Annotated in this window: 24 protein-coding genes; 9 read left to right on the plus strand and 15 right to left on the minus strand. The window is 68.1% G+C overall.

Going from position 1 to position 25,373, the window contains the following annotated elements; translation table 11 throughout:
- Positions 1–18: 18 nt before the first annotated feature.
- The gene (locus GJG85_RS23635; protein WP_050017303.1) at positions 19–813 is read right to left on the minus strand and encodes an AraC family transcriptional regulator; all 795 of its coding nucleotides are present in this window, start codon (positions 811–813) and stop codon (positions 19–21) included.
- Positions 814–1,113: 300 nt separating this feature from the next.
- Between GJG85_RS23635 and GJG85_RS23640 the strand changes: the two genes are divergently transcribed.
- The 3 genes from GJG85_RS23640 to GJG85_RS23650 all read left to right on the plus strand — a co-directional run bounded on the left by GJG85_RS23640 (position 1,114) and on the right by GJG85_RS23650 (position 4,205).
- A complete protein-coding gene (locus GJG85_RS23640) occupies positions 1,114–1,434 on the plus strand; it encodes a hypothetical protein (RefSeq protein WP_160300529.1) in 321 nt (106 codons plus the stop codon).
- A gap of 2 nt (positions 1,435–1,436) precedes the next feature.
- Positions 1,437–2,573 (plus strand): branched-chain amino acid ABC transporter substrate-binding protein, encoded by a 1,137-nt coding sequence (locus GJG85_RS23645; RefSeq protein WP_050017345.1) that lies wholly within the window; start codon positions 1,437–1,439, stop codon positions 2,571–2,573.
- Positions 2,574–2,894: 321 nt separating this feature from the next.
- Positions 2,895–4,205, plus strand: coding sequence for an MFS transporter (locus GJG85_RS23650; RefSeq protein WP_050017304.1), 1,311 nt, complete (start codon positions 2,895–2,897; stop codon positions 4,203–4,205).
- A gap of 113 nt (positions 4,206–4,318) precedes the next feature.
- Here the strand turns inward: GJG85_RS23650 and GJG85_RS23655 are convergent, their stop codons facing one another.
- The 4 genes from GJG85_RS23655 to garD all read right to left on the minus strand — a co-directional run bounded on the left by GJG85_RS23655 (position 4,319) and on the right by garD (position 7,655).
- On the minus strand, positions 4,319–4,756 hold the full coding sequence (locus GJG85_RS23655; RefSeq protein WP_050017305.1) for a DoxX family protein: 438 nt from the start codon (positions 4,754–4,756) through the stop codon (positions 4,319–4,321).
- 192 nt (positions 4,757–4,948) lie between these two features.
- Positions 4,949–5,404 carry an RbsD/FucU family protein gene (locus GJG85_RS23660; protein WP_050017306.1) on the minus strand — a complete coding sequence of 152 codons (456 nt, stop codon included), beginning with the start codon at positions 5,402–5,404 and terminating at the stop codon, positions 4,949–4,951.
- Between the two features lie 79 nt (positions 5,405–5,483).
- Positions 5,484–5,876, minus strand: coding sequence for a nuclear transport factor 2 family protein (locus tag GJG85_RS23665; protein ID WP_089489800.1), 393 nt, complete (start codon positions 5,874–5,876; stop codon positions 5,484–5,486).
- 225 nt (positions 5,877–6,101) lie between these two features.
- The gene (gene garD / locus GJG85_RS23670; protein ID WP_050017308.1) at positions 6,102–7,655 is read right to left on the minus strand and encodes a galactarate dehydratase; all 1,554 of its coding nucleotides are present in this window, start codon (positions 7,653–7,655) and stop codon (positions 6,102–6,104) included.
- A 229-nt stretch (positions 7,656–7,884) separates the two neighbouring features.
- On the opposite strand from garD, the gene kdgD reads away from it, so the two are divergent.
- The gene (gene kdgD, locus GJG85_RS23675; RefSeq protein ID WP_089489801.1) at positions 7,885–8,799 is read left to right on the plus strand and encodes a 5-dehydro-4-deoxyglucarate dehydratase; all 915 of its coding nucleotides are present in this window, start codon (positions 7,885–7,887) and stop codon (positions 8,797–8,799) included.
- Between the two features lie 116 nt (positions 8,800–8,915).
- Here the strand turns inward: kdgD and GJG85_RS23680 are convergent, their stop codons facing one another.
- A complete protein-coding gene (locus GJG85_RS23680) occupies positions 8,916–9,470 on the minus strand; it encodes a hypothetical protein (RefSeq protein ID WP_050017310.1) in 555 nt (184 codons plus the stop codon).
- Positions 9,471–9,655: 185 nt separating this feature from the next.
- On the opposite strand from GJG85_RS23680, the gene GJG85_RS23685 reads away from it, so the two are divergent.
- Together GJG85_RS23685 and GJG85_RS23690 are read left to right on the plus strand one after the other, a co-directional pair.
- Complete coding sequence (locus tag GJG85_RS23685; RefSeq protein ID WP_006752328.1) at positions 9,656–9,853, plus strand: type II toxin-antitoxin system VapB family antitoxin; 198 nt, start codon at positions 9,656–9,658, stop codon at positions 9,851–9,853.
- Positions 9,850–10,221: a PIN domain-containing protein gene (locus tag GJG85_RS23690; RefSeq protein ID WP_050017312.1), complete on the plus strand. Its 372-nt coding sequence runs from the start codon at positions 9,850–9,852 to the stop codon at positions 10,219–10,221. The genes GJG85_RS23685 and GJG85_RS23690 overlap by 4 nt, the downstream gene beginning before the upstream one ends.
- A 127-nt stretch (positions 10,222–10,348) precedes the next feature.
- On the opposite strand, the gene GJG85_RS23695 is transcribed toward GJG85_RS23690, so the two are convergent.
- Positions 10,349–11,926, minus strand: coding sequence for an aldehyde dehydrogenase (NADP(+)) (locus tag GJG85_RS23695; protein WP_089489802.1), 1,578 nt, complete (start codon positions 11,924–11,926; stop codon positions 10,349–10,351).
- Between the two features lie 246 nt (positions 11,927–12,172).
- Here GJG85_RS23695 and GJG85_RS23700 point away from each other — a divergent pair, with 246 nt between their 5' ends.
- Positions 12,173–13,558 (plus strand): MFS transporter, encoded by a 1,386-nt coding sequence (locus GJG85_RS23700; RefSeq protein WP_050017314.1) that lies wholly within the window; start codon positions 12,173–12,175, stop codon positions 13,556–13,558.
- A 66-nt stretch (positions 13,559–13,624) separates the two neighbouring features.
- Here the strand turns inward: GJG85_RS23700 and GJG85_RS23705 are convergent, their stop codons facing one another.
- Positions 13,625–14,350, minus strand: a complete 726-nt coding sequence (locus GJG85_RS23705; protein WP_050017315.1) for a site-2 protease family protein — start codon at positions 14,348–14,350, stop codon at positions 13,625–13,627.
- A complete protein-coding gene (locus GJG85_RS23710) occupies positions 14,347–15,300 on the minus strand; it encodes a DUF2167 domain-containing protein (RefSeq protein WP_050017316.1) in 954 nt (317 codons plus the stop codon). The genes GJG85_RS23705 and GJG85_RS23710 overlap by 4 nt, the downstream gene beginning before the upstream one ends.
- Before the next feature lie 256 nt (positions 15,301–15,556).
- Here GJG85_RS23710 and GJG85_RS23715 point away from each other — a divergent pair, with 256 nt between their 5' ends.
- Together GJG85_RS23715 and GJG85_RS23720 are read left to right on the plus strand one after the other, a co-directional pair.
- Positions 15,557–16,402 (plus strand): helix-turn-helix transcriptional regulator, encoded by an 846-nt coding sequence (locus GJG85_RS23715; protein ID WP_050017317.1) that lies wholly within the window; start codon positions 15,557–15,559, stop codon positions 16,400–16,402.
- 534 nt (positions 16,403–16,936) lie between these two features.
- Complete coding sequence (locus GJG85_RS23720) at positions 16,937–18,664, plus strand: YadA family autotransporter adhesin (protein ID WP_050017318.1); 1,728 nt, start codon at positions 16,937–16,939, stop codon at positions 18,662–18,664.
- Between the two features lie 87 nt (positions 18,665–18,751).
- Here the strand turns inward: GJG85_RS23720 and GJG85_RS23725 are convergent, their stop codons facing one another.
- The 6 genes from GJG85_RS23725 to GJG85_RS23750 are packed head-to-tail and all read right to left on the minus strand — an operon-like array spanning position 18,752 to position 24,974.
- Complete coding sequence (locus GJG85_RS23725; RefSeq protein WP_204383901.1) at positions 18,752–19,963, minus strand: acyl-CoA dehydrogenase family protein; 1,212 nt, start codon at positions 19,961–19,963, stop codon at positions 18,752–18,754.
- On the minus strand, positions 19,960–20,802 hold the full coding sequence (locus GJG85_RS23730) for a hypothetical protein (protein ID WP_124631293.1): 843 nt from the start codon (positions 20,800–20,802) through the stop codon (positions 19,960–19,962). Before GJG85_RS23730 ends, GJG85_RS23725 begins: the two co-directional genes overlap by 4 nt.
- Positions 20,803–20,853: 51 nt before the next feature.
- Positions 20,854–21,510 carry a methionine ABC transporter permease gene (locus tag GJG85_RS23735; RefSeq protein ID WP_124654716.1) on the minus strand — a complete coding sequence of 219 codons (657 nt, stop codon included), beginning with the start codon at positions 21,508–21,510 and terminating at the stop codon, positions 20,854–20,856.
- A complete protein-coding gene (locus tag GJG85_RS23740; protein WP_050017322.1) occupies positions 21,503–22,687 on the minus strand; it encodes an ATP-binding cassette domain-containing protein in 1,185 nt (394 codons plus the stop codon). Before GJG85_RS23740 ends, GJG85_RS23735 begins: the two co-directional genes overlap by 8 nt.
- A gap of 18 nt (positions 22,688–22,705) precedes the next feature.
- Positions 22,706–24,124: an LLM class flavin-dependent oxidoreductase gene (locus tag GJG85_RS23745; RefSeq protein WP_050017323.1), complete on the minus strand. Its 1,419-nt coding sequence runs from the start codon at positions 24,122–24,124 to the stop codon at positions 22,706–22,708.
- A gap of 10 nt (positions 24,125–24,134) precedes the next feature.
- Complete coding sequence (locus GJG85_RS23750) at positions 24,135–24,974, minus strand: MetQ/NlpA family ABC transporter substrate-binding protein (protein WP_204383903.1); 840 nt, start codon at positions 24,972–24,974, stop codon at positions 24,135–24,137.
- Positions 24,975–25,373 lie beyond the last annotated feature (399 nt).

Raw genomic sequence — 25,373 nt, forward strand, 5'->3', positions numbered from 1 at the left:
CCGCCCCGGCGAGTCGCGTCACCCTGCCCGCTCCTGCAGCATCAACCGGTATTCCGTCGGCGTCACGCCGACCGTCGCCTTGAACTGGCGCGTGAACGCGCTGTGATCCGTATAGCCGCATAGCGCGGCGACGTCGGTCACCTTGTCGTGCGTGACGAGCAGCGCGGTGGCCGCGTCGAGCCTCGTCTTCAGCAGCACCTGGCGCGGCGTCAGGTGGAACACCTTGTGGAAGTAGCGTTCGAGCTGCGCGACCGACATCCCGGCCATCTGCGCGAGCTGCTTCAGGTTCAGCGGCTGCACGTAATGATCCTGGATGTGCTGGACCACGTCGGCGAGCCGGCTGTACGCCGGGTGCGATCCCTCGTGCGCCTTCAGGTCGCGCGAGATGCCGGCGAGGCCGACCACCCGGCCCGCGGCGTCGCGCAGCGGCTCCTTGCAGGTCAGGCACCAGCCCGGCTGGCGGCCCGGATACAGGTGCAGCTCGAGCTGATCCATCAACTGCTGGCCGGCGTTGATCGTCGCCATGTCCTGCTCGAAATAGCTGCGGCCGAAGCGGCGCGGAAACACCTCGTCGGCCGTCTTGCCGAGCAGGTCGCGCTTGTCCTTGTAGCCGCAGCGCATCGCCAGCGTGCGATTGACGATCGCATAGCGGCCGCTCGCATCCTTCACGAAAAACGCGACGTCCGGCAGCGCATCGAACACCGGTTCAAGCAGGCGAAAATGCGCGAGCATCGCGCCGAAATCGGCGTTGTCGGGCTGGTAGCACAACGTATCGGACAGGCTCATGGGCGGTACGGCAAGCAAGGTCGTCATCCCGGCAACCGCGAAGCGAGTGGCAGATGGCGTCGATTATAGGAGCGCCCCTTCGATCGCGTCGCATCGAATGCGGGGCGGACAAGACTGTGGCCGGCGGCATCGCACGCCGCCGATCGGCTCCATCGGTGGGCGCCGCTGGTTGTGCACGCAACTAATGCGCATATGGTGTGCGGGCTAGCGACCGTTCCGCCCTCTCCGTAGCCGGCGCAGCGCACCGACACGCCGGCACCACGCACCCCAATCCCGTCATCGTAAAAATGCCGACGACCCGCGTCTTGGCGGGTTTGCGCACTCGTCATGACGATTTCGGCATATATCAGGGTAATCGACGATATGCCGATATCGTCGCCGGCCGCGCATCGAATGCGCAAGACGCACGCATTTTCGCTAACTAGACTTCGCTTCACGGTCACGAGACGACCTCCCGGTGCTGCCGCAATCGGCACGCACGGGTCACCGCATCCGCTGTCGCGTACGACGATTCCGGCACAACGCGCGTGGCACGCGGCGAGCACGCATGGCCTGCGCATCGGCCTGCCGACCGAACCGTCTCGCCCGGTTTACCGGCGCCGCCCGCATGCGCGCGGCGCCCCCAACCACGCCATCAAGGGGAAGTGAAAGTGAAGCTGAAGGTATCGCACGTCGCGCTGGCCGCCGCCTGCGCACTGTCGGGCGCGCACGCCGTCGCCGCCGACGTCGTCAAGATCGGTTTCGCCGCACCGCTGACCGGCCCGCAGTCGAATTACGGCACGGACATGCAGAAGGGCGTGCAGCTCGCGATCGCCGATTTCAACGCGACGCATCCGACGATCGGCGGCAAGCCCGTCACGTTCCAGCTCGACGCGCAGGACGACCAGGCCGACCCGCGCACCGGCACGACCGTCGCGCAGCGGCTGATCGACGACAACGTGCGCGGGATCATCGGCCACTTCAACTCGGGCACCAGCATTCCCGCGTCCGACCTGTACGATCGCGCGGGGCTGCCGCAGATCTCGATGGCGACGTCGCCGCAATACACGGCGCGCGGCTACAAGACGACCTACCGGTTGCTGACGAGCGACGCGCAGGCGGGCCGCATCGTCGGCACGTACGCGGTGAAGACGCTGCGCTTCAAGCGCATCGCGATCATCGACGACCGCACGGCCTACGGCCAGGGCATCGCCGACGAATTCGCGAAGGCCGTCGAAGCGGCCGGCGGCACGATCGTCAAGCGCGACTTCACGAACGACAAGGCGCTCGATTTCTCCGCGATCCTGACCAACCTGAAGGGCGTGAATCCGGACGCGGTCTTCTACGGCGGCGGCGACGCGCAATCGTCGCCGATGATCCGCAAGATGCGCCAACTCGGGATGAAGTCGGCGTTCGTGACGGGCGAGATGTCGCGCTCGCCGACGTTCCTGAAGGTCGGCGGCGACGCGGCCGAAGGCGCGATCGTCTACATGGGCGGGCTGCCGAAGGAAAAGATGCCGGGCTTCTCCGGCTACGCCGCACGCTACAAGGCGCGCTTCAACGAAGACGTGATCACGTACTCGCCGTATTCGTACGACGGCACGATCGCGCTGCTCAGCGCGATGAAGGACGCGAACTCGACCGATCCGAAGGTGTACACGCCGTATCTCGGCAAGGTGTCGATCAAGGGCGTGTCGGCGCCCAGCATCGCGTACGACGCGAAGGGCGACCTGAAGGATGCGCCGGTGACGATCTACAAGGTCGAGCGCGGCGCGTTCAAGCCGGTCGACACGATCGCCGGCAACTGATAACCGATACGCGGCCCCTGCCCCGCGCGGCGCGCCCGCGGCTCACCGGCCGCCCGCGCCGCGCGCTTCGGCTGCATGGTCCGAAGCCGCTCACGGCGCGCGCCCGCGCGCGGGCATTTCGCGCTCCTGTAGAATCCCCCCACCCGCTTTGACGCTTCGTCTCCGCCGTGCCCCATCCCGGTGCGGCGGCGCGTGTTGCGTGCCTCACCCGGCACGCGGCGCGCTTCGACGACGCAAGCCGCGCCTTGTCAGTCCATGCCGAAAAGCGGGCCCTGGAGACGCAGCACCGACAACACCATTCGAAAAACGATCGTCCTGACCATGCAAGCTTCCGAATTGAGCGGCGTGCCTCGCGCCGCCGAACGCGCGCTCACGCGCAGCGACTACAAGACCCTTGGCCTCGCCGCACTCGGCGGCGCCCTCGAGTTCTACGACTTCATCATCTTCGTGTTCTTCGCGCCGGCGATAGGGCAGCTCTTCTTCCCGCACGACATTCCGGACTGGCTGCGCCAGCTGCAGACGTTCGGCATCTTCGCGGCCGGCTATCTCGCGCGCCCGCTCGGCGGCGTGATCATGGCGCACTTCGGCGACCTGTTCGGCCGCAAGCGGATGTTCACGCTGAGCGTGCTGATGATGTCGGTGCCGACGCTGCTGATGGGCCTGCTGCCGACCTACGACACGATCGGCATCCTCGCGCCGGTGTTGCTGCTGCTGTTCCGCGTGCTGCAAGGCGCGGCGGTCGGCGGCGAAGTGCCGGGCGCGTGGGTGTTCGTGTCCGAGCACGTGCCGTCGCGCCACATCGGCTATGCGTGCGGCACGCTGACCGCGGGCCTCACGGCCGGCATCCTGCTCGGCTCGCTCGTCGCGGCCGGCATCAACAGCCGTTACTCCGCGGCCGAAGTCGGCGCGTTCGCATGGCGCATCCCGTTCCTGCTCGGCGGCGTGTTCGGGCTGTTCTCCGTGTACCTGCGCCGCTGGCTGCATGAAACGCCGGTGTTCGCCGAAATGAAGGCGAAAAAGGCGCTCGCGGCCGAGATTCCGCTGAAGGCGGTGCTGCGCGACCACGGCCGCGCGGTGATCGTGTCGATGCTGCTCACGTGGATGCTGTCGGCCGCGATCGTCGTCGTGATCCTGATGACGCCCGCGCTGCTGCAGAAGCAGTTCCACCTGGCGCCCGCGACCACGCTGTTCGCGAACAGCATCGCGACGCTGTGCCTGACGGCCGGCTGCATCACCGCCGGTTCGCTCGCGGGCCGGATCGGTGCGAAGCGCGTGCTGGGCATCGGCGGCATCGGGCTGGCCGCGTGCTACTACCTGCTGTTCGTGCAGGTCGCGGCCGATGCGTCGACGCTGCCGCTCTACTACGGGATCGCGGGCTTCATGGTCGGCACGATCGGCGCGGTGCCGTTCGTGATGGTCAGGAGCTTCCCGGCCGTCGTGCGCTTCTCGGGCATCTCGTTCTCGTACAACGTCGCGTACGCGATCTTCGGCGGGCTCACGCCGGTGATCGTGTCGCTGATGATGAAGTCGAATCCGCTCGCGCCGGTCGTGTACGTCGCGGCGATCTGCGTGCTCGGCGCGATCGCCGTGCAGTTCTCGAAGGATGCGAAGGACGTGAAGGACGCACGCTGAACGTCGGCGCGCACGCGCCGGCCGGATGAACGAAGGGCCGAATCCCGCGGCGTGCGGGATTCGGCCCTTTTGTGTTGCGTCGGCGTCGCGACGACTACCCAAGTGTGCTCAGTTCAACGCAGCACGCCGTACGACGAATTCGGCCGGCGCAGCGCGTCGATGCTCGCGCCGCCGGCGCCGGTGACGAACAGCAGCAGGAACCCGCCGGCGATCGCGACGTTCTTCCAGAAGTGAATCACCATGTCGTGCTGGACGGCGGCGTTCGTCGCGTCCCAGAAATTGTGCCCGACCATCGCGGTCGCGATCGTGTAGACCGCCATCAGCAACGCGAGCGGCCGGACCTTGTAGCCGACGATCAGCAGCAGGCCGCCGAGCCCCTCGATCGCGACGACGATCGGCGCAACGACCTGTTGATAGGGCACGTTCATCCCGTGCAGATACGCGACGAAATCGCTGTAGCCGAGCAGCTTCATGATGCCGCCCCACAAGAACAACGCCGCCAGCGCCAGGCGTGCGAAAAAAATGACGCCGGAATCGACGGTACGCGTCATGCCTCTCTCCTCGTATGCAATTCGGCCGCCCGCGCCGGGCGCGCCCGGGCGGTTCGGCGCCGCGCGGCCCGGGAGGGCGCGCGGCAAATGGGCCAGCATAGAGGGTCTTTCCGCGGTGTCCAAGAAAAAGGTTGTAGCAAATCTTTACACTGCGGCGGCCGCGCCGGCGGCCCGGCGCGCTGAAAAACGCGTTTAGCCCGCGTCGCTCAACAGCACGCCTTTCTTGAAGATGAAGCAGCCGTAGCCGCGCGTTTCGCCGGTGACGATCACCGCATACGTCTGCTGCGCGCGCTCGTAGAACGCGAAACGCTCGACGCCGGTCAGCGGCACCGAGCGCCCTTCCGCGCGGTCGATTTCGGCCTGGACTTCGCGCTGCACGGGCGGCACCGCGGCCGCGTCGCCGACGACTTCCATCCGCCACGCGGGCGTGTCGACGAACGTGTCGAGCGGCAGCACCGACAGCACCGCGCGCACGACGCGCGCCGAATCGGCGCCGTCGACGCGCAGCGCGCGGCCGACCACCGTGTGCTCGGCGACGGATTCCGCCGGGAAGTTCGCGTCACAGATCGCGATTTCGTCACCGTGGCCCATCGCGCGCAGCGTGTGCAGGATGTCGGCGTGCAGCAGCGGGTCGAGATTCTTCAGCATGTCGGTGGGTCTCCGGGGTGGGGAACGAATCGCATAACGTTACCCGATCCCGGCGGCCGTGGTGCATGCATCGTTCACGTCACGACGCCCCGGCCGGCATTTCGTCGATGAAACCCGTGACCGACGCGAGGCGGCCCGACGCGTCGACGATGCCGAAGTCCGAGCCCTTCACGATCGCCGCGCCGTCGGGCGACACGAGCGCCCAGGAGAACCGCAGATGCTGGCCGAACGCGTCCACGTCGGTCGTGCGGCGAAAGCGGTACGCGGGGAAGCGTTGCTGCACGGCGGCGATCATCGTGTCGATGCCCGCGTGGCCGTCGCCGGCCATCAGCGGATCGCGATAGGCCGCGTCGCTTGCGTACGTCGCGTCGATCAGTTCGCGGCGGCGCGCGGCGTCGGATTCGTTCCACGCGTCGAAGTAGCGGTCGATCAGGTCGGCGTGAACGGACGAAGCGGATTGAGCGGTGTTCATGGCGAGGCTCCTTGTGTCGGTAGACGATGTCGCGGACGTTTCGGGTCCGCGTGCCGCTATCGTCGCCGGGGCCGCGCAAGCGGTCGATTACGCGCGAGGTAAGGAAATCGCGCCGACCATGCGCGGCACGCCTGCGCCGCCGAATCGGGAATACGCCGCCGCAAAGAAAACGGGCGCCCGAAGGCGCCCGCATCGTCTTGCCGCCACCACCGCGCGCGTCAGGCGTCAGGTCACCGGCGCCGGATTGAACAGCGTCAGCGCATTCGCGAGCTTCCATTGCTCGGCCCACGTGCGGCGCTTGCCGCTGGCGACGTCGAGCATCAGCCGGAACAGTTCCCAGCCCATGTCCTCGATCGTTGCCGCGCCGGTCGCGATCTGCCCCGCGTCGAGATCCATCAGGTCGTGCCAGCGGCGCGCGAGATCGCTGCGCGTCGCGACCTTGATCACCGGCACCTGCGCGAGCCCGTACGGCGTGCCGCGGCCGGTCGTGAAAATATGCAGGTTCATCCCCGCCGCGAGCTGCAGCGTGCCGCAGATGAAATCGCTCGCGGGCGTCGCCGCGTACAGCAGCCCCTTCTGCCGCGCGCGATCGCCGGGGCGCACGACGCCGGCGATCGGCGCGCTGCCCGACTTCACGATCGACCCCATCGCCTTCTCGACGATGTTCGACAGGCCGCCCTTCTTGTTGCCCGGCGTCGTGTTCGCGCTGCGGTCGACGCGGCCACGCTCCAGATAGCGGTCGTACCAGTCCATCTCGCGGATGATCTCGCGGGCCACCGCTTCGTTCGCCGCACGCGACGTGAGCTGCGCGACGCCGTCGCGCACTTCGGTCACTTCCGAGAACATGATCGTCGCGCCCGCGCGCACGAGCAGGTCGGCCGCGAAGCCGACGGCCGGGTTCGCGGTGAGCCCCGAGAACGCGTCGCTGCCGCCGCACTGCACGCCGACGACGAGGTCCGATGCCGGGCAAGTTTCGCGGCGCCGACGGTTCAACCGCTCGAGATGCGATTCGGCCATCTTCATGATCGAATCGATCATCGAATGGAAGCCGACGTGCGCGGCGTCCTGCAGGCACACGACGCCGCCGTTGTCGGTCGCGCCGTCGGCGGCCACCGGAATCGCGCCCGGCGGCAGCAGGCGCTCGGGCTGCAGCTTCTCGCAGCCGAGGCTCACGGTCATCACTTCGCCGCCGAAGTTCGGGTTCAGGCTGATGTTGCGCAGCGTGCGGATCGGGATGTCGGCGTCGGGCGCATCGATCGCGACGCCGCAGCCGTACGTATGTTCGAGCCCGACCACGTCGTCGACGTTCGGGTAGCGCGGCAGCAGCTCGTCCTTGATCCGCTTCACCGCGTGCTCGACGACGCCCGACACGCACTGCACGGTCGTCGTGATCGCGAGGATGTTGCGCGTGCCGACCGAGCCGTCCGCATTGCGAAAGCCCTCGAACGTATAGCCTTCGAGCGGCTCGAGCGGCGGCGCGGCACGCGTCGCGAGCGGCAGGTCGTCGAGCCCCGGCGGCTCGGGCATGCGCATCGTGCGCTCGTTGACCCAGCTGCCGCGCCGCAGGTCGGTCAGCGCATAGCCGATCACCACGTTGTAGCGAATGACCGGATCGCCGGTCGCGAGGTCGACGAGCGCGACCTTGTGCCCCTGCGGCACGCCTTCGCACAGCGTGAGCCCGTCGGCGAAGGTCGCGCCTTCGGACAAACCGCCGTCGTTGACGACGATCGCGACGTTGTCGTCCGGATGCACGCGGATGTAGAGAGGAGAAGCAGTCATCGGAATTCCTGGAAGCCTATCTGCGATATCGTTAGTCATCATACGACATTCAACCTCACTTGATGATGCTGCGTAAACCCTTATCCGGAAAGACCCTACCCCTGACCCGCCAGCAAACCGCTTGCGTCGCTCATTCATGCGTTGTACGATGACATACAACGACATCGCCAATTCGGCTCGTATGCCGTTTCCGACGAACCAGCACTCGCGCTAGACGGACGACCCAACCATGACTTCACCGCAAGAACTCAAACAAATCATCTCCCACGGCCTGCTGTCGTTTCCGCTGACGGATTTCGACGCCGACGGCAGCTTCCGTCCGACCACCTACGCCGAGCGCCTCGAATGGCTGGCGCCGTATGGCGCGAGCGCATTGTTCGCGGCCGGCGGCACCGGCGAATTCTTCTCGCTCACGCAGCGCGAGTATTCGGACGTGATCCGCGTCGCGACGGAAACCTGCAAGGGCAAGGTGCCGATCCTGGCCGGCGCGGGCGGCGCGACGCGCGTCGCGATCGAATATGCGCAGGAAGCCGAGCGCCTCGGCGCGAGCGGCGTGCTGCTGATGCCGCACTACCTGACCGAAGCGAGCCAGGAAGGGATCGCCGACCACGTCGAGCAGGTGTGCCGCGCGCTGAAGATCGGCGTCGTGGTGTACAACCGCGCGAATTCGAAGCTGAATGCGGACATGCTCGAGCGCCTCGCCGACCGTTGCCCGAACCTGATCGGCTTCAAGGACGGCGTCGGCGAAATCGAGAGCATGGTCACGATCCGCCGCCGCCTCGGCGATCGTTTCGCGTACCTCGGCGGCCTGCCGACGGCTGAAGTCTATGCGGCCGCGTACAAGGCGCTCGGCGTGCCGGTGTACTCGTCGGCCGTGTTCAACTTCATCCCGAAGACGGCGATGGCATTCTACGAAGCGATCGCGAACGACGACCACGCGACGGTCGGCCGCCTGATCGACGAGTTCTTCCTGCCGTACCTGAAGATCCGCAATCGCCGCGCCGGCTACGCGGTCAGCATCGTGAAGGCGGGCGCGAAGCTCGTCGGCCACGACGCGGGCCCGGTGCGCGCGCCGCTCGTCGACCTGACCGACGAAGAAGCAGCCGAACTCGACGTGCTGATCAAGAAGATGGGCCCGCAGTAAGCCGGGTTCGCCGGCGGCGCAGGGCCTTCATCGGCACGGCGCGCCGGCTCCCGCAGTCCTCCCTATCCGTATCGCGCAATGGCCGCGTGGCTCGACGAGCCGGCGCGGCCATTGCATTACATCTGCGCGATCGCGCCGATGATCCGCTGCCGCACGCTCGCGAGCGTACGCTGCGTCTCGTCGATCCCCTTGCGGGCCGCGAGCGGCCGGCCGCGCGCCGGCGACTCGGCGCCCACGATCTGTTCCAGCACGTCGCGATCGACGACCGCATCGAAGAAGCGCCCGACGGTAAACATCGCGTACTGCTTCGCGGTCGCGAGATGCGTGTTGGCCTGCGTGAGCGCGTCGGCGCGCTCCGCGCCGTTCGGCCCGTCGATGCTGCGGCGATGCTTCAGCGCGAACACCACGGCCTCCATGTCGTACTTGAAGCGCTCGACGGCCCTGCCGAAGATCAACGAATGCGGATCGGAGCCCGCGACGGGCCGCCCCTGGTTGATCGTCACGTCGAATTCGCTGCCGCCCAGTTCGCGCTGCAGCGCGAACAGCGCGTCGGCCAGCACGCGCCCTTCGCTGGTTTCGCCGATCTGGGTACGGACCGATTTCGCGACGTCGCCGATCGTTTTCCACAACCCTGCCGCGAACAGGTGGTCGCCACGCTTGCTGATAGTCATCGGATGGTTCCTTGTTGGTCTTGTGATCTCTCAGGCTCGCCTGCGGGCCGGACGGCCCGAGGCTTCGCTACTGTAGGAGAAACGCGGGCAACAGGAAAGCCGACCTCTCGCCGCCCCGTCCGCGCATCAATATGATCACCACTTGATGTCATAATTGATGCATCGACTTTTCCCGGGAGCCGCCCATGCGCACCACCTTGTCCCTCGACGACGCACTGCTCGCAAAAGCGCAGCAATTGACCGGCGTCACCGAAAAGTCGGCGCTCGTGAGAGAAGCGCTGCGCGCATTGATCGCCCGCGAAAGCGCGCGACGACTCGCCCGCCTCGGCGGCACCGAGCCCGACCTTGAATCGGTTCCACGCCGCCCGTCGGAGCCCGCATGATCCTTGTCGACACTTCGGTCTGGATCGATCACTTGCGGGCCGGCGACGCGACGCTCACCGCATTGCTGGAAGCGGAGCGCGTGTTGATCCATCCGTTCATCGTCGGCGAGCTTGCCCTCCGTAGCATGCGCAATCGCGAGACCGTGCTGGATGCGCTGCGCGACCTTCCGGCCGCAACCGTTGCAACCGACGACGAGGTGCAGCGCATGATCGATGCCGTCCCGCTTCACGGGCTCGGCATCGGTTACGTCGATGCCCACCTGCTTGCGTCGGCCAGACTGACCAGCGACAGCAAGCTATGGACGCGCGACCGGCGCCTGCTGGCTGCAGCGGAACGCTTGCAACTCGTCGCCCGCCCCGCTCACTGACCGAGCGAAACCGGCACCAAAGCCCGCGCGGAATAAAAAAGCGGCGGGGCCCGTGGGCCCCGCCGCCGTGTTCCAACGTGCCGGGACGCATCCCTCCCGGGACAGTGCGTTCACCGGTTATGCCACGTCACTCCGCCTTGCCGTCCCGCAGCCGCGGAATCGCGAGCGGATTGCCTTCCCGCAGCCCTTCGGGCAGCAGGTCGTCCGGGAAGTCCTGATAACACACCGGCCGCAGGAAGCGCTCGATCGCGGTCGCGCCGACCGACGTGACGGCCGGGTTCGACGTCGCGGGGAACGGCCCGCCGTGCACCATCGCATCGCACACCTCGACGCCGGTCGGGTAACCGTTGACGAGCAGGCGGCCGGCCTTGCGCTCGAGGATCGGCAGCAGCCGGCGCGCGAGCGGCTTGTCGTCGGCGTCGATTTGCAGCGTGGCCGTCAACTGGCCTTCGAGCGCGTCGAGCACACGCGCGACTTCGTCGAGATCGCGGCAGCGCACGATCAGCGACGCCGGCCCGAACACCTCGTGGCTGAACGCCGGCTCGGCCAGGAACGCCTGCGCGCCCACTTCATACAGCGCGCCGCCCGCCTGGCAGTCGGTCTGCGCGGCCTCGCCCGCGCCGATTTCGCGCACGCCCGGCAATTCGGCCAGCTTGCCGCGGCCATTGCGGTACGCATCCGCGATGCCGTGCGTCAGCATTACGCCGGCGGGCTTCTTCGCGAGCGCCTGCGCGGCGACGGATTCGAAACGGTCGAGATCGGGGCCGTCGATCGCGAGCACGAGGCCCGGATTCGTACAGAACTGACCGACGCCGAGCGTCAGCGAATCGACGAAGCCCGTCGCGATCGCGTCGCCGCGCGCGGCCAGCGCGGCCGGGAACAGCACGACCGGGTTGATGCTGCTCATTTCCGCATAGACGGGAATCGGCTGCGGGCGCGCGTTCGCGTGCTGCACGAGCGCCATCCCGCCCTGCCGCGACCCGGTGAAACCGACCGCCTGGACCGCCGGATGGCTGACCAGCGCCGCGCCGATCACGCGGCCGGGGCCGACCAGCAGCGAGAACACGCCGGCCGGCATGCCGGTTTTCTCGACCGCGGCGCGGATCGCGCGGCCAACCAGTTCGGACGTGCCGAGGTGCGCTTCGTGCGCCTTCACGATCACCGGGCAGCCGGCCGCGAGCGCCGACGCGGTATCGCCGCCGGCCACCGAGAACGCGAGCGGGAAATTGCTCGCGCCAAATACGACGACGGGCCCGAGCGCGACTTTCTGCAGCCGCAGGTCCGAGCGCGGCAGCGGCGTGCGTGCCGGCTGCGCGGGATCGATCGACGCGGCGAGGAAGCGCCCGTCGCGCACGACGCGCGCGAACAACCGGAGCTGGCCGACGGTGCGGCCGCGCTCGCCCTGCAGCCGCGCGACGGGCAGGCCCGTTTCGGCGTGCGCGCGCTCGATCAGCGCGTCGCCGAGCGCGACGATCTCATCGGCGATCGCTTCGAGAAACGCCGCGCGGGCCGCGAGCGGCTGCGTACGGTACGCATCGAACGCGTCGCGTGCGAGTTCGCACGCGCGGTCGACGTCGGCCTGCGTCGCGACGCCGAACGCCGGGGCCTCGATCGGCGCGCCCTTCGTCGGGTCGAACGCGTGCAAGGTGCCTGCCGAGCCGGCCACCGCTTCGGCGCCGATCAGCATCTCTCCTGTCAGTTGCATGGGTGTGCTCCGTGGTTCGGGAATGGATGGCTCATTGTAACGCAACAGATACGATGTCTGCCGACGGCATTGCGTCATTCTCGCCGCCTGCGAGGGCGCGGACGATACACCGGTGCGCGTTGTCCGGCCAGTAAATCGCGAAATTCCCATATTGTGACGCGGACTTCAAAGGGAAAACCCGAGGTTTCTGAATTCGTGTATTGCCAATACACTTTCGGCTATGTCATACGACGACGTACGTTTAAAATGCGCAATCCGTCCTCCCCTCGCGATCTTCCACTCGACCTCGCGCGCACCGCGCGCCGCACCGCGGTGCGTTACTGGATCCTGGCGATGCTGTTCGTCGTCACGACGCTCAACTATGCGGACCGCGCGACGCTGTCGATCACCGGCACGCCGATCCGCAAGGCGTTCGGCATCGACCCGGTGACGATGGGCTACATCTTCTCGGCGTTCAGCTGGGCGTACGTGCTCGCGCAACTGCCAAGCGGCTGGCTGCTCGACCGCTTCGGCGCGCGGCGCGTGTATGCGGCGAGCATCTTCCTGTGGTCGGCGTTCACGCTGCTGCAGAGCACGATCGGCCTCGGCGGCAGCGCCGCGTTCGCGGTCGCCGCGCTGTTCGCGATGCGCTTCGCGGTCGGCATCGCGGAGGCGCCCGCGTTCCCGGCGAACGCGAAGGTCGTCGCGAGCTGGTTTCCGACCGCCGAGCGCGGCACCGCGTCGGCGATCTTCAACGCCGCGCAGTACTTCGCGGCCGTGGTGTTCTCGCCGCTGATGGCCTGGCTCACGCATGCGTACGGCTGGCACCATGTGTACCTGTGGCTGGGCCTGGCCGGCATCGCGCTCGCGTTCCTGTGGCTGCGCGTCGTGAAGGACCCGGCCGACCATCCGGCCGTGAACCGCGCGGAACTCGATCATATCGAGCAGGGTGGCGGCCTCGTGCGGTCGACGGGCGGCGCGCGCGGCAGCGGCGGCGGCGCTTCCGAGGGCAGCCGCGTGGCCGGCTGGTACTACGTGCGCCAGTTGCTGTCGAACCGGATGCTGATTGGCGTGTACCTCGGCCAGTACTGCGTGAACGTGCTCACGTACTTCTTCCTCACGTGGTTCCCGATCTACCTCGTCCAGGCGCGCGGGATGTCGCTGCTGAAGGCCGGCTTCATGACGTCGCTGCCGGCGATCTGCGGGTTCCTCGGCGGCGTGCTCGGCGGGATGCTGTCGGACGCGCTGATCCGCCGCGGCGTATCGCTGACGCTCGCGCGCAAGATTCCGATCGTCGGCGGGATGCTGCTGTCGATGACGATCATCGGCTGCAACTACGTCGACAGCGAAGCGCTGGTCATCATGCTGATGGCCGTGTCGTTCTTCGGCAAGGGGATCGGCTCGCTCGGCTGGGCCGTCGTCGCGGATACCGCGCCGAAGGAAGCGATCGGCCTGTCGGGCAGCCTGTTCAACATGTTCGGCAACACGGCGGGCATCGTCGCGCCGATCGCGATCGGCTATCTCGTCGGCGCGAGCGGCTCGTTCAACGGCGCACTGGTGTTCGTCGGGCTGAATGCGCTCGTCACCGTGTTCAGCTATCTCGTGATCGTGAAGGACATCAAGCGCGTCGAACTGCGTCATCGCGACGCGTGAGGTTCGGCCTTTGAAAAACGGCGGCCGCCTTTTACGCGGCCGCCGCTTTTTTGCATCGGATCGGCGTCAGGTCGACCCATGCACGACGCTCAGCATGTCGTGCACGCCGGACGTCATCAGCGCGAGGAACGCGAGCAGGCCGACGTAGCAGAGCGCGTAGGTCGTTTTCGTCTCGATCGACGTCGCGTAATACATGCGGTTCTCCGGCGCGTCGGGATCGTAGCGCCACGCGCGCTTCAACTGCGGCAGCGCGAGGATCGCCATCACGATCAGCAGCGGGCTCGGCCGATACGCGAACAGCGCGATCAGCACCGGCACGCCCGCGAACCAGATGCGCGGCGACAGCACCGCGGTGATCCGCCCGCCGTCGAACGGCGACAGCGGAATCATGTTGAACAGGTTGAGAAAGAACCCCGTGTACGACAGCGCAAGCAGCAGGTTGCTGTCGGTGTGGCGCGCGGCCGCGTAGCAGGCCAGCGCGCCGAGCGTGCCGACGAACGGCCCGGCGAGCCCGACGTACGCTTCCGTTTCCGCGTCGTGCGGCATTTCCTTCAACTGGATCCATGCGCCGACGAACGGGATGAAGGTCGGCAGCCCGACGTCGAGCCCGCGCCGCTGCGCGGCGACGTAGTGGCCGGCTTCGTGCACCAGCAGCAACGCGACGAAGCCGGCCGCGAAACGCCAGCCGTAGAACAGCGCATAGACCGCGATCGACGCGAGCATCGTGCCCGCCGATACGAGCACCTTGCCGAGCTTCAGGCCGCCGAAGATCAGCAGCAGCAGCTTCGTCATTCCTTGCGCTCCGTGGCGGCTGTGGCGGATGCGTCGGCGACGGCCGGCACCGCGGCCGCCTTCGGCTTGCGCCCGAAGAAGCGCTTGAGCGCCGCGCCGCCGGCCAGCAGCGCAACCGCGCCGATCTTGAAGAACTTCACCGCGAACGCGCCGATCAGCGCGAGCAGGCCGAGCTTTTTCGCGCCGACGCCGACGATCAGCGCCGCGAGCCCGTACTCGGCGACGTGGTCGGTCGATTGGTTGAAGTCGGCATAGCGCTTGCCATCGTTGAAACGAATGTTCGACAGCAACTCGTCGGCCGACGCCTTGTACTTCGGCAGGTCGGCGAGCGTCGACGCCATCGTCAGCGACAGGTAGCCGTCGCGGCCGAGCACGAGCGTCCGGTAGTTCACGCCGTCGTTCGCGGCATTCGGCGCCGCGCCCTTGTCGCGAATGATCGCCGACCACACGAGCCGGTGCGTGGCCGCGTCGTAGGCGGGCGCCTTCGCCCAGCCGACCACCTCGGTTTCGGGCAGGCCGCGCTCCTTGCGCGCCGGGTTGCTTTCCTCGGTGCCGGCCTGCAGGCTTTTCAGCAGCTCGTCGGGTTTCCAGTCCTTCGCGTCGTCGTCGCGGATGTAGCCGCTCGGCTCGAACGACACGACCGAGATCCAGTCGGCGTCCGGATCGTCGGGCAGCACGAGGCCGACCAGTTTCGATTCGTCGATCGCGTTGCCCATCGAGCGCAGATAGCGGCCGGCTTCGGCGGCCGGCACGAACGATTCGCCGGCCTTCAGCTTCAGCACGGCTTCGTGTTTGACGTCGATGTCGGTCGGCCCCTTCACGACCGCTTCATTGGCGGCCGCGGCGGCGGCCCTCATTTCGACCTGCGCAGCTTCGGTCTGCGCGTGGCCGCTGGTCGCGGCGAGTGCGAGCATCGCCACGCAGGCGAGCCGGACGGCACGTTTTTTCATTGTTGGATTCCCCTGGAATGCCTTGTTGTCGATGTGCGCGGCGACCGGCCCATGCGTTGTGGTCGCGGGTCCGGCACCGCCTCTCAGGTGGCACGGGCGCTATGGTAACGCAGCTTCCAGCGGCTTCCGGCAACGGAATGCGGCTGTGAGACGGCGCCGCGCGTGCCGGCTGGCGGACCCGGCGACGCGCGCCGATCCGGAATGCTTACCTCGCAGGTAATGCCCGGCGTGCGCGGGATTGCCTATCATCCTCCCCATGAACTCGACCGCCGCCCTCCCATCGCCCCCTCCGTCCGCCGGCCGCGCGTCCGGCATCGGCCCGCTGCTGCGCACGTGGCGGCAACGCCGGCGCCTGAGCCAGATGGCGCTCGCGCTCGATGCGGAAGTCTCCGCGCGCCACCTGAGCTTCGTCGAATCGGGCCGCGCGCAGCCGAGCCGCGAGATGGTGCTGCATCTCGCCGAACGCCTCGACGTGCCGCTGCGCGAACGCAATGCGCTGCTCGTCGCGGCCGGCTTCGCGCCGCTGTTTCGCGAACGGCCGTTTTCGGACCCGCAACTGGATGCCGCGCGTCATGCGGTCGAAGCCGTGCTGCGCGGACACGAGCCTTATCCGGCGCTCGCGGTGGACCGCCACTGGACGCTGCTCGCGGCGAACCGGATGCTCGGCGCGCTGGTCGCGCAGGCCGATCCGGCGCTGCTGCAGCCGCCCGTCAACGTGCTGCGGCTGAGCCTGCATCCGGACGGTCTCGCGTCGCAGATCGTCAACTGGCACGAATGGCGCGCGCATATCCTGCATCGGCTGCAACGGCAAATCGATGCGAGCGGCGACCGCACGCTGCATGCGCTGCGCGACGAGCTCTCCGCGTATCCGGCGCCGGCCGGGCAGCCCGACGATTCGCACGCGCGCACCGATTTCGCGGATATCGCCGTGCCGCTGCGGCTACGCACAACGAGCGGCGAGCTGACGTTCTTCAGTACGACGACGGTGTTCGGCACGCCGGTCGACGTGACGCTGTCGGAACTCGCGATCGAGGCGTTCTTTCCGGCGAACCCGGAAACGGTGGAGGCGATGCGGGCGCTGGCGGACGCGTTGCCGGCGTAGTGACACGCCGACAACGCAGCGCGGCGCACGAATCCCGTCTTCAGGTGGACGACCGGCAAGCGAAGGCCGGTGCCGCCTTCGCGTGAGCACATGCAATCAGGCAGCGTCGCCGTCTCCTCTTCCTCGCCAGCGAGCGCGTGATCGTCGGCAACCCGGCTGCCCGGCGCCGGTGATCGCTCACTGCCTCATCACGCCCCCACTCAACGAATGTCTGCCGAAGCATAGCGTTCAGCCGCCGCGGCAAACATGCGCACGACCCGAACCCATCAAAATGCGTCGTCGCGATCCGGACTTCGGATTCGCGAAGTTTTGACACAGCCGTAACGGAAACAAGCAAGTCGCCGTAATCCGCGCCCTGCTCCCGTCGCGTCGAGACCGGCGAACGTTAAATTTCGTTAGTAGACCTTTCATTTTTACAGATCGAAAAACCGATACCTGTCACGAAAGAGACACGAACGAATCGATGCAACCGGGACGGCGAGCGGGGGCCATGCAAGCCACAACACGATTTTTACATCGAGCTCAGGAAAACAAATGAACACGCATCATCAAGGGTTGGGAAATTCCGTACAACGCGCACCGCGCAAATCGAAGGTCGCGCTTGCCGTCACGGTCAGCGCAGCCGTGGCAGCCTTCGCCGCTTCCGCGCCCGCGCGAGCCGACTATGTGCAGAACGGCACGTCGACCGAAACGGCCGCGGGCTGCGTCGGCAACATCGCCATTTCGGGCAGCAGCACGTATCCGGCCGCGGCAACCGGCTGCGACAACATCGCGATCGGCACGGCGGCCGTCGCGAATTCGGGCTCGTCGACCGGCGCCTATAGCGAGACCGTCGCGATCGGCCGCATGGCGGCCGCGACCGGTACGTTCGCGACGGCCGTCGGTGGAAACGCCGTGGCGACCGGCGACCAGGCGACGGCGATCGGAACGGCTTCGAGCGCAGTCGGCGGCCAGGCAACGGCGGTCGGTAACGGCGCGATCGCGACCGGCGGCACGGCGTCCGCCTTCGGCCAGGGTGCATTCGCAGTCGATCAGTCGATAGCCGTCGGGCAAAACGCGAGCGCCACCGCGACGTTCTCGACGGCCGTCGGCAAGGGCAGCATTGCAGCAGGCGGTACGGCTCTCGGCTTCCAGGCCAATGCCGGTGCGGCCGATGCGGTCGCGCTCGGTGTCGACAGCTCGGCATCCGCGACCGGCAGCGTCGCCATTGCCCGTGCGACGGCCTCCGCCGTGAACGCGGTCGCCATCGGCGAGGGGGCGAACGCCGCCGACGCGAACGCCGTCGCGCTGGGCTCGAACGCGACCACGCGCGCCTATACGACCGTCAACAGCGTGGCGCTCAACGGCGTGACCTACAGCGGCTTCGCGGGCACGCCGGTCGGTGTGGTCAGCGTCGGCAGCGCGGGTGCCGAGCGTCAGATCGTCAACGTCGCGGCTGGCGCCATCAGCGCGACCAGCACCGATGCGGTGAACGGCTCGCAGCTCTTCTCGATCGCCAATCAGGTGTCGACGCTGACGGCGGACCTGGCCAATCTCACGACGACCGTCGGCAAGATCTCGTCGAGCGTCCCGGGCGGCACGGTGACGAACCCGACCGACACCGCGATCGGCACGAATACGTCGGTCACCGCGACGAACGGCACCGCGGTCGGCAACGGCTCGAACGTCTCGGGCGACAACGGTACGGCTGTCGGCGTCAACTCCACGGTCACCGCAACGAACGGAACGGCCATTGGCACGAATTCGAAAGTCACGACGGCGAACGGAACGGCGATCGGCACGGGCTCGAACGTGTCCGGCACGGATTCGACCGCGATCGGCACGAACAGCCGGGCCACCGCGAACAATGCTGTGGCGCTGGGCGCGAATTCGGTTGCCGATCGGGACAACACGGTGTCGATCGGCTCGCCCGGGGCCGAGCGCCAGTTGACCAACGTGGCGGACGGCACCGCACCGACGGACGGCGTGAACGTGCGCCAGTTGAACGGTGCGATCAACTCCGTGCGCGAGGAAATGTCGAAGTACCGCAAGGACGCGAATGCGGGCACGGCGAGCGCGATCGCCATGGCGAACCTGCCGCAAGCCGTGCTGCCGGGCGAGAAGGTCGTCGCGCTCGGCGGCGGCACGTACGGCGGTCAAAGCGCGATGGCGGTCGGCTTGTCCGTCGCGACGGCGAAATGGCTCGTCAAGGGCTCGGTCACGACAGCGGTGTCGGGGCACGGCTCGTTCGGCGCGGGGGCGGGCGTCGGCTACCGCTGGTAATCGGCTTGCGACAGCGACGCGTCAGGGCGCTGCTCCTGACGTCGGGCGGCCCGCCATCGGCGCCACGGCGCAGGGGGCGGGCCGCCTTCACGTATAGAGCGACGCCTGCGGCAACGCCGCGGTCAGCGCGAACCGGCCCACGTCCCGCAGCCGATAGTCGAGCGGATCGTGCAGCGTATGCGTGCGCGCATTCCGCCAGAAGCGGTCGAGGCCGAGCGACGCAGCCGTCGCGCGCGCGCCGCATGCGTCGAACAGCGCCTCGCCGTTGTCGAGCGCCGCGCGCTGCGCGACGATCTTCGCTTCCGATACCGCGAGCGCGACTTCGGCGCGTTCGTCCGCCGTCAGCGCATCCTGCCGCGCCCACGCGTGCTGCAACGCGTGGGCCGCGCGATCGGCCAGCGCCGCCGCCGCAACCGCGCGCACGCGCATGTCGCCGAAGCGCTGCAGCGTGTACGGATCGTCCTCGGCCCGCTCGACGCCCGAGTGAATCCAGGGGCGGCCATGCTGCCGCACGTAGTCGCGCGCCTCGGCCAGCGCGCCTTCCGCGAGGCCGACGAACAGGTTCGTCAGCACGAGCTGCGACACGAGCGTGCGCAGCGTCGCGCGCGGCGTCGGCGCAGTCTCGGAGCGGTGCAGCACGTCGTCCGGCGCGAGCGTCACGCCGTCGAAGCGCACGCTGCCGCTATCGGTCTGACGCTGGCCGACCGGATCCCAGTCTTCGTTGACCGTGATGCCGGCCCGATCGGTCGGCACCACGCCGAACACGGTGCGGCCGATCGCCGGATCGTGCGCGGACACCGTCATCCGCTGCGAGCCGCGCGTGCCGGAACAGAAGCCCTTCACGCCGTCGAGCCGGTAGCCGCCGTCGGGCGTCGCCGTGGCGACGAGCCGCGTATCGAGCGGATTGACCGCGTTGCCCCACCACCAGCGCCCGTCGACCGTGCCGCGCAGGTAGCGCTCGCGCTGCGCGGCGCTGCCCCACACGTCGACGCTCACTACCTGCAGGCACTGGAAGCCGACCAGATGCGCGATCGCGCTGTCGACCCGCGCGACCTGCCGGATCACGTCGTAGATCGCGGGCCACGCCGCTTCCTGCCCGCCGAACGCACGCGGCACCGCGAGCGTCAGCAGGCCCGCGTCGGCGAGCCACTGCTTCTCCTGCGCCGCATGACCGCCGGCGCGGTCGCGCTCGGCGGCGCTCACGCGCAGCGCATCGATCGCGCGTGCCAGCGCGGCGCGGTCGACGGCCGGTGTATCGGTATCCGGCGCCAGCGTCGCCGGGCCGCGTGGATCGTTCATGCGACAGCTTCCTGTTCAACGGTTTCGCCCGACAGCGGGACGAGGGCGCCAAGCCGGCGGCCGGTCAGCCGCGACAGGATCTCGCGCCGCCAGTCGTCGTAGATCGCACGATAGTCGGCGATATCCGCGCCGAACACCAGTGCGGTATGCGCGTATTCGTCGTGCAGATAGCCGTCGAGCCGCGCCTGGGTTTCCTCGTCGGCCGCGATCACGCGATCGATCAGCGCGTCGCGCTCGGCCACCGGCAGCGCCTGCAGCGTGTCGAACCACCACTGGACGATCTGCACGCGATGCCATTCCTCGTCCGGGCGAATCCGGTTCTCGCCGTGCTCGCGCATCGCGCTGTCGCCGATGCGGCCGGTCTTGCGCTGGATCCACAGCTTCGCGAGGATGTGCAGCTCGTAATGCCATTCGAACGCGAGAAAGCCCGCGGCGTCGCGCACCGCGATATCGCCGATGCGCGCCCAGTGCGCGGCGACGAGGCGGTCGACTTCCGGCAGCGGGTCGCGCCCCGTGAGTTCGGTCACGCGCTCACGGCCAATCACCGCGTGCGCGCCGTCGTCGCCCAATTGGCGCGACAAGATCAACTGGAAATGCGGATCGTCGCGGAACAGCGTGTCGATCGCCTTCGCGACGACCTGCACGATGAACAGGTCGTGCGACGCCATCTTCGTGTAGTAGTCCGCGACGGCAGCCAGCTCGTCGCCGTTGCGCGGCTCGCGCGGCGGCGTCGCCACCTTGTCGGGGAAGTCCGGGCGATGGCGTCGCGCCACCTGCAGAAACAGCGCTTCCTCGAATTGTCCGTTCCATTCGCGCGGCGCGCCGATGGGCAAGGTCATGGTTTTTCTCTCAGGATCAGGAATAAAGCGAGCGGACGCTTGTGGCGTCGCTCAGGTTCGCCGGGTCACGCGTCGGACCAGGCGGTCGCCCGTGATTTGCACGGCCGAGACGAGCGCGATCAGGATCACGATCACGGTCGCCATGACGGTGGTGTCGAAACGTTGATAGCCGTAGCGGATCGCGAGATCGCCAAGGCCGCCCGCACCGACGGCGCCCGCCATCGCGGTCGAACCGATCAGCGCGACGACGGTGATCGTGAAGCCACCGAGCATGCCGGGCAGCGCTTCGGGCAGCAGCACGTACCACACGATGTGGCGGCGCTTCGCGCCCATCGCGAGCGCGGCCTCGATCAGCCCGCGATCGACTTCGCGCAGGCTCACTTCGGCGATCCGCGCGAAGAACGGGATCGCGGCGATCGACAGCGGCACGACGGCCGCCCACACGCCGATCGTCGTGCCGATCAGGATGCGCGTGAACGGCAGCAGCGCGACCAGCAGGATGATGAACGGCGTCGAGCGGAACACGTTGACGAGCGCGCCGAGCACCGCGTTCGCGCCGCGCCGCGCGTAGATGCCGCCGGGCGCGGTGGTCACGAGGATCACCGCGAGCGGGATGCCGATCAGCGCGGCGATCGCGGCCGACGCGGCGACCATCGACAGCGTGTCGCGGATCGCGTCGAGCAGTTCGGGCCACCAGAGCTCAAACATAGCCGAGCACCTCCGCATGATTCGCATGACGGCGCGCACGTTCGAGCAGCGCGGCGACCGCGCCGCCGCGCGCGGCCGACGGGCCGGCGTCATCCGCACGCGGTGTCGCGGCGATCACGAGCCGCCCCTGCGCGTGTCCCTGGATGCTTTCGATGCCGCCGTGCAGGAACCGCACGGAGCCGCCGAGCGCCGCCGCGAGCGCGCCGACGTCCGGCTCGCCGCCGCTTTCGCCCGTATAGCGGACGTCGAGCACGATCTGCGCGCCGTCGGGCAGCGCGGCCTGCTCGGGCAGCGGCCGCACGCGCGCGGCCAGTTCGGCCGGCAGGTCGTGCTGCAGCGTGCTCAGCAGCGCGCGCGTCGCGCCATGGCGCGGATCGCCGAACACGCGCCACACCGGGCCCGTTTCGACGACTTCGCCCTGTTCGATCACCGCGACCGTGTCGCATACCGCGCGGATCACCTCCATCTCGTGCGTGATCAGCACGATCGTCAGCCCGAGACGACGGTTGATGTCCGCGAGCAGCGCGAGGATCGATTGCGTGGTTTCCGGATCGAGCGCCGACGTCGCTTCGTCGCACAGCAGCACCTCCGGATCGTGCACGAGCGCCCGCGCGATGCCGACGCGCTGCTTCTGCCCGCCCGACAGGCTCGCCGGGTACGCGTCGCGCTTCGCGGCGAGCCCGACGAGGTCGAGCAGCGCGTCGACCTTGCGCACGCGCTCGGCCTTCGGCACGCCGGCGATCTTCAGCGGCAGCGCGACGTTCTCGAACACCGTCTTCGCGGACAGCAGGTTGAAATGCTGGAACACCATGCCGGTGCGGCGCCGCAACGCGACGAGGCCATCCTCGTCGAGCGCGCCGACGTCGACGCCCTGCACGCGCACGCGGCCCGAGCTCGGCCGTTCGAGGCCGTTCAGGAGGCGCAGCAGCGTCGACTTGCCGGCGCCGCTGCGGCCGATGATGCCGAACACCTCGCCGCGCCGCACGTCGAGCGTCACGTCGCGCAGCGCGGCGGCCTGGCCGCGCGGCGTCGCGAACACCTTGCCGACCTGCTCCAGCGACACGGCCGCGCCGTCGGCCGGCACGGCCGTTTCGTCATGCGCGGTCGCACCGACGCCCGCGCCGGCGCGCACGGCCGATGCCTCGATGAAACCCAGCGTATCGAACAATTGCGTCATCGCTTCGCTCCGTCACGTTCAGGCATGCGCGGGATGCGCGGGTTCGGGTTCGGCTGCGGCCGCCGGCCGGTGCTGCGCGCCGGTGTGCCAGGCGGGCAGGCGCGGGCCGGCGCCGAACAGCTTCTCGCGCAGCGTCGACGCGGGATCGTAGTCTTCCTTGTAGACGCCGCGGTTCTGCAGCTCGGGCACGACCCAGTCGACGAAATCCTCGAACGACTCGGGCATCACGGTGCGCGTCAGGTTGAAGCCGTCGATACCGGTCTCGTCGATCCACGCCTGCAGTTCGTCCGCGACCTGCGACGGCGAACCGACGATCGGCGCATAGCGGCCGCCGAGCGACATCTGTTCGAGCATCCGGCGCACGGTCCACGTGCCGGTCGTGCTCTTGCGCGAGATCGCATCGACGGCCGACTGGATCGAATCGGTCTTCACGTACGAGATCGGCTCGTCGAGGCCGTACTTCGCGAAATCGATGCCGGTCGAGCTCGCGAAATGCGCGAGGCCGGCTTCAGGGCTTGCGTAGCGCCGGTACTCGTCGAACTTCTCGCGGGCGAGCAATTCGGTCTCGGCCGTCACGACGCTCACGCCGGCGAAGATCTTGATCGACGCCGGGTCGCGCCCCTGCCGCGCGGCCGCCGCGCGGATGTCGAGGGCCGCCGCGCGCGCCGCGGCCTTGCTCTGCCCGTTCACGAACACGCATTCCGCGTGACGGCCCGCGAACTCGACGCCGCGCGCGGACGAGCCGGCCTGGTACAGCACCGGCGTGCGTTGCAGCGACGGTTCGCTCAGATGGATCGCATCGATCGAATAGAACGGCCCGTCGTGCTTCACGCGCCGCACCTTGCCCGGCTGCGCGAACACGCGCGCCTGTGCGTCGCGGATCACCGCGTCGTCGTCCCAGCTCTGTTCCCACAGCTTGTAGACGACGTCCATGTAGTCGTCGGCGCGCTCGTAGCGATCGTCGTGGCCGATCTGCTGCGCGAGGCCCATCCCGCGCGCGGCGCTGTCGAGGTAGCCGGTGACGATGTTCCAGCCCACGCGCCCTTTCGTCAGATGATCGAGCGTCGACATGCGGCGCGCGAACAGGTACGGCGGCTCGTAGGTCAGGTTCGCGGTCACGCCGAAGCCGAGATGCCGCGTGACCTGCGCCATCGCGGGCACGAGCAGCAGCGGATCGTTGACGGGCACCTGCACCGATTCGCGCAGCGCGGCGTCGGGGCCGCCGCCGAACACGTCGTACACGCCGACGATGTCCGCGAGAAAGATCCCGTCGAACTTGCCGCGTTCGAGCGTCTTCGCGAGATCGGCCCAGTAGTCGAGATCGGTGTAATGCGCGGAGCGGTCGCGCGGATGCGTCCACAGCCCGTGGTTGATGTGCCCGACGCAGTTCATGTTGAACGCGTTGAGCAGGATCTTCTTGCGGTTCGCCGTCGTCATGCCGCCTCCGTCACCACGCGATCGCGTACAGCGAGCCGAACGCGTTGTCGAGCGCTTTGCGCACCGCCGGCGAGTGCTGGTAGATCGAGATGAACTTGCGGATGCGCGGATCGTTCGCGCTCTCGGGCCGCACGACCCACTGGATCGCGAAGTTCTTGTTCTCGGTGCCGTCGAACAGCAGCGCGCTGTTCGGGTCGGCCGTGCCGGCGAGCTTGATGAAGCTCGGGTAGCCCTGCGCGAGGTCGACGTCGTCGAGCGAACGCGCGAGTTGCGACGCTTCGAGCGGGATGATCTTCAGGTGCTTCGGATTGGCGACGATGTCGTGCGTCGTCGCGCGGTAGTCGGCGCCCGGCTTCAGCGTGATGAGCCCCGCGCGCTGCAGCAGCAACAGCCCGCGCCCGCCGTTGACCGGATCGTTCGCGATCGCGACGCGCGCGCCATCCTTCAGCTCGGCAAAGCTTTTCACCTTCTTCGAATAGAGGCCGATCTTCATGATCGTGCCGGGCGCGATCGAGATGAAGTTGTAGCCGCCCTGCTTCTTCGCGTTCTCGAGAAACGGGACGTGCTGGAAGTAGTTGACGTCGATGTCCTTGTTCGCGAGCGCCGCGTTCGGCGTATTCCAGTCGGTGAATTCGACGATCTTCACGTCGAGGCCCTGCTCCTTCGCCTCCTTCGCGGCGATCTTCAGCGCCTCGATCTGCGGGCTGGTCGAGATGCCGACCTTCAGCGGCGCGGTGTCGGCGCGCGCGCCGTTCAGCAGCACGACGCCGAGCAGCGCGGCCGTCAGCAGGCGGGCCAGGCGGGCCACACGGCCGGCGGAAAAGCGGGCGGAAAACACGGGATGCAGCATGGGAACCACTCTCCTGTCCAAAGACGGTATCGACGGATGAGCGAAGCCGCGGCGAACGCGCGGGCGTTCTCCGGACAGTCGTCGTCACGTCGGAAAAAGATCAGCCGATGATAGAGAGCGGCGGGAAGGCGGTCTACGAAGCGATTGTGCGAAGAAAATCGCGCGCGGCGATATGGCGGGCGGTACGGCGGGCGGCTGGCAGGGCCGGGCGCCCGGGCCGCCGTCAGGCCGAAATCTCGGCCTCGCCGCCGCGGGAATTCCGAAATCTCGGCCAGCCCTTACGGAAAACTCTTTCCGCAGACGAAATAAATCCCTTATGAATCAATGGACTAAAAATATTCCGGCGCTTCGGAATTCTGGCATGGGGGTTGCGTAATAGACGGCACACGATGCCGCGAA

This window comes from Burkholderia sp. MS389 (assembly GCF_016899425.1).
Lineage (GTDB): Bacteria > Pseudomonadota > Gammaproteobacteria > Burkholderiales > Burkholderiaceae > Burkholderia > Burkholderia sola.